Genomic DNA, 3,581 nt, shown 5'->3' with positions numbered 1-3,581 from the left:
AACTCTTCCTGCAAATCCACACGCAAAAATCCCTCAGCGATGTTGATCTCGCGCACAACTTTTTTCAGCGCCGGCACAAGCAGCTCCGCGCCGTCAGGCTTCTTCACCACATAGACGTCGTTGCTGCCCGTCTTGAGAACATGGCTGACCGCCCCTAGCCGTTTGCCGTCCATATCGAGCGCTGCAAGACCGATGATGTCAAACGTATAGAACTCGCCCTCGGCGAGCGGCGCAGCGTCTTTTCTCGCGACGCGCAGAAGCTCGCCCGTCAGCTTTGCCGCCGCTTCACGCGAGCTGCACTCGGCAAGCGTCAAAAGCACAAATTGACGATGATAGTGGACCCGCTCGACATGGTAGATCCGTTCGCCGATAAGCACCTCGCGCAGGGACTCGAACCGTTCGGGAAAGTCCGTCAAGGGAATCACGCGCAGCTCGCCCTTCAGCCCATGCGGCGCCCCCGCCTTGCCGATGACGACACGCCCGTCAGCCACGGATCGCAACGACCTTGTCGTCCTCGACGAGGACTTCGACGTTCATCAGCTCCCGCATGTTCGAGCCAACCTTAAGCTCCGCCGTGCGCTCCAACGTACCTTGAACGATCTCGGCGCCGATCGCGAGCTTCTTCGTCTCCTCAAGCTTCGCTTCTGCCTGCTCCTTGAAATCCATGCGCTTCTGACGTTCGATAGCAAAATGCTGACGCGCCGCCTGCGCACGCTGGATGTCCTGCTGCGCCGCCTCAGAAACGATGCGCTTTTCCTGTATGCCCATCTGCTGCAGTTCAAGCTCCACCTTCTGCAGACTGTCCTCAAGCTCATCAATGATGCGCTTCTTGAGCTTTTCCGTCAGCTTCGCCTTGACCGTGCAAGGAACCTTCACCTGAATACTGTCCATTCCCTTTCCTCCTAAAAAAATAGCGGCAAGAACCCCCGAAAGGAATACTGCCGCATACATCCATCAGTTGATGTCAACCTTGATTTTTTTATTCTCGCGGGTGCCGGCAGCCTTGGCAACCGTGCGAATTGCTTTCGCGATCCTGCCTTGTTTGCCAATCACCTTCCCCATATCATCCGAAGCAACATGAAGCTCGATCAATGTTATGCGGTCTTCCTGCTTTTCGTCGACAACGACATCCTCGGGATGATCCACCAATGCCTTGGCGATGATTTCAACGACTTCCTTCATGTGACGCCTCTTTTCTCAAGAGAAGCTGCGGGAATCGGCTTTCATGCACCGTCCCCGCCGCCTCGCCTCGATCAGTTTTTCGAGCGCTTCTTCTCATCAAACTTTGCCATGATGCCCTTCTTGCTGAAAAGGGAGCGGACGGTATCCGTCGGCTGTGCGCCCTTGCTCATCCAGTCGATAGCCTTTTCCTCATCGACATTGATGACGGCAGGCTCCTTCGTGGAGTCGTAGTTGCCGAGGATCTCGATGAAGCGACCGTCGCGCGGCGAACGGGAATCCGCTACGACGATGCGGTAGAACGGGTTCTTTTTTGCGCCCATGCGGGTCAAACGAATCTTTACTGCCATGTTTTCACCTCCTTTAAAGGATTCAATGTATCATTCAGCCGATCAAGGCATGAACGGCAGCTTCATGCCGCCGAGTCCAGGGAAGCCTTTGCCTTTCTTACCGCCCTGCATCTTCTTGACCTGCTTCATCATCTTCTTCATCTCGTTGAACTGCTTTAAGAGCTTGTTCACATCCTGTACGCGCGTACCGCTGCCGAGTGCGATGCGCTTGCGGCGGCTGCCGTTGATGATGGAGATGTCGGCGCGTTCCTTCGGCGTCATGGACTTGATGATCGCCTCAATACGGCGCACTTCCTTGCCGTTGAGGTCGATGTCCTGTCCCTGCAGCTGCTTCTTGAGACCGCCCATTCCCGGAATCATGCCGAGGATCTGCTCGAAGGAGCCAAGCTTTCTGACTTTCTGCATCTGCGCGAGGAAGTCGTCAAGCGTAAACTCTGCCTTGCGCAGCTTCTTCTCCATCTTCTTGGCTTCTTCCGCATCGAACGTGGCCTGCGCCTTTTCGATGAGAGAAAGCACATCCCCCATGCCGAGGATGCGCGACGCCATACGGTCGGGATGAAACGGCTCTAAGGCTTCGAGTTTTTCGCCCATGCCGACGAACTTGATCGGGCAGCCCGTGACCGCCTTGACCGAGAGCGCTGCACCGCCGCGTGCGTCGCCGTCGAGCTTTGTAAGCACAACGCCGTCAAGCCCAAGTCCCGCATGGAAGCTCTCCGCCACATTCACGGCGTCCTGCCCCGTCATCGCGTCAACGACGAGCAGGATCTCGTGCGGCTTGACATTCGCCTTGATATCTTTGAGCTCCTGCATGAGATCCTCGTCGATGTGCAGGCGGCCCGCCGTGTCAACGATCACAACATCATTGAGATGCGAACGCGCATGATCGACCGCACTCCTGGCAATCGTCACGGCATCCGTTCCCTGCGTCATGGCAAAGACGGGAATGCCGAGCTGCCCGCCCAAGACTTCAAGCTGCTTGACGGCGGCGGGACGATAGATGTCGGCAGCGACGAGCAGCGGCTTCTTTCCCTGCTTCTTGAGGAAAAGTCCGAGCTTGCCCGCCGAAGTCGTCTTGCCCGCGCCCTGAAGCCCCGCCATTAGGATGATCGTCGGCGGCGCAGACGAGATATTGAGGCGGCTCTGTGTGCCGCCCATGAGCTCCGTTAGCTCCTCGTCAACGATCTTAATGACGACCTGCGCCGGTGTCAGGGTATCGAGCACATCCTGTCCGACGGCGCGTTCCTTCACTTTTTTGATGAAGTCCTTGACGACCCTGAAGTTGACATCGGCTTCTAAGAGAGCCATGCGCACTTCGCGCATCGCCTCGTTTACGTCGTCCTCCGTCAGCTTGCCATGCCCGCGCAGCTTCTTGAACGTCTGCTGCAGGCGATCTGCCAGGCTTTCAAATATCATGCTGTACCTCCCGTCGCGTCCCGAGGAGTCTTGCGATGCGCTGCAAGATCTGATCTACTTCTCCAGCGTTATCTTCCGTACGCAATGTTTCAATCCGTGCGGCAATCGCCGCCAACGCTTCATGCTCCACCTTGAGCCGCCGCAAAAGACCAAGTTTTTCTTCGTAACCCTCCAACGCCTGCTCCGAACGATGAACCATATCGTAAGCCGCCTGCCTTGAAACGCCGACTGCTTCGCCAACTTCCGCCAAGGAAAAATCCTCGAAAAGATGCAGTTCCAGGCAGCGGCGCTGCTTTTCTGTGAGCAGCATACCGTACATGTCAAACATGTCCGCCAGATGAAAGAGCCTTTCGAGCATCATTTTCACCCGCTTTCATGAAAAGGCACGTCTCAAATCATAAACATGCTTTCGGGAAATCCCCCGACTACGCTATTATACGCAAGTATTCACTCTCTGTCAATATTTTTCCTTGGCAGATATATATAGTTCTTTATGCCTACAGTCATTTCACAGATTGCCGGGGAACGTCTCCTGTAGGCGGACTGCCTAAAAAATTGCGCTTTTTATAGGGCGCATGTCTTGCTTGTACAGGAATATTATAGTATAATCTTACTATGTTAAATGGATTTTAACAAATA

The 3,581-nt window shown here is 55.2% G+C and carries 6 protein-coding genes; all 6 read right to left on the bottom strand.

Annotated elements, in window-relative coordinates; all coding sequences use genetic code 11:
* Window positions 1–491, bottom strand: a 491-nt coding sequence (gene rimM, locus ACTTKG_RS09885) for a ribosome maturation factor RimM (protein WP_442674032.1), incomplete at its 3' end; no start/stop codon positions are given.
* Window positions 484–891 carry a YlqD family protein gene (locus tag ACTTKG_RS09880; protein WP_442674031.1) on the bottom strand — a complete coding sequence of 136 codons (408 nt, stop codon included), beginning with the start codon at window positions 889–891 and terminating at the stop codon, window positions 484–486. The genes rimM and ACTTKG_RS09880, both read right to left, overlap by 8 nt.
* A gap of 63 nt (window positions 892–954) precedes the next feature.
* Complete coding sequence (locus tag ACTTKG_RS09875) at window positions 955–1,182, bottom strand: KH domain-containing protein (protein ID WP_442674030.1); 228 nt, start codon at window positions 1,180–1,182, stop codon at window positions 955–957.
* Window positions 1,183–1,253: 71 nt separating this feature from the next.
* A complete protein-coding gene (gene rpsP / locus ACTTKG_RS09870) occupies window positions 1,254–1,529 on the bottom strand; it encodes a 30S ribosomal protein S16 (RefSeq protein WP_294176785.1) in 276 nt (91 codons plus the stop codon).
* Window positions 1,530–1,571: 42 nt separating this feature from the next.
* Entirely contained in the window at window positions 1,572–2,942 is a 1,371-nt protein-coding gene (gene ffh, locus ACTTKG_RS09865) for a signal recognition particle protein (RefSeq protein ID WP_442674029.1), read from the bottom strand.
* Window positions 2,932–3,303, bottom strand: a complete 372-nt coding sequence (ylxM, locus tag ACTTKG_RS09860; RefSeq protein ID WP_442674028.1) for a YlxM family DNA-binding protein — start codon at window positions 3,301–3,303, stop codon at window positions 2,932–2,934. Before ylxM ends, ffh begins: the two co-directional genes overlap by 11 nt.
* Between the last annotated feature and the right edge of the window lie 278 nt (window positions 3,304–3,581).

The sequence above is a fragment of the Selenomonas sp. genome, from assembly GCF_052169755.1.
Taxonomy (GTDB): Bacteria; Bacillota; Negativicutes; order Selenomonadales; family Selenomonadaceae; genus Selenomonas.
Note: the sequence above shows the minus strand (reverse complement) of the source record. Positions and strands in the feature narration are given on the sequence as shown.

Bases quoted from the DNA above. Each gene is read 5' to 3' on its own strand.
- ylxM (WP_442674028.1), bottom strand. From the start codon at position 3,303: ATGATGCTCGAAAGGCTCTTTCATCTGGCGGACATGTTTGACATGTAC.
- ACTTKG_RS09880 (WP_442674031.1), bottom strand. From the start codon at position 891: ATGGACAGTATTCAGGTGAAGGTTCCTTGCACGGTCAAGGCGAAGCTG.
- ffh (WP_442674029.1), bottom strand. From the start codon at position 2,942: ATGATATTTGAAAGCCTGGCAGATCGCCTGCAGCAGACGTTCAAGAAG.
- ACTTKG_RS09875 (WP_442674030.1), bottom strand. From the start codon at position 1,182: ATGAAGGAAGTCGTTGAAATCATCGCCAAGGCATTGGTGGATCATCCC.
- rpsP (WP_294176785.1), bottom strand. From the start codon at position 1,529: ATGGCAGTAAAGATTCGTTTGACCCGCATGGGCGCAAAAAAGAACCCG.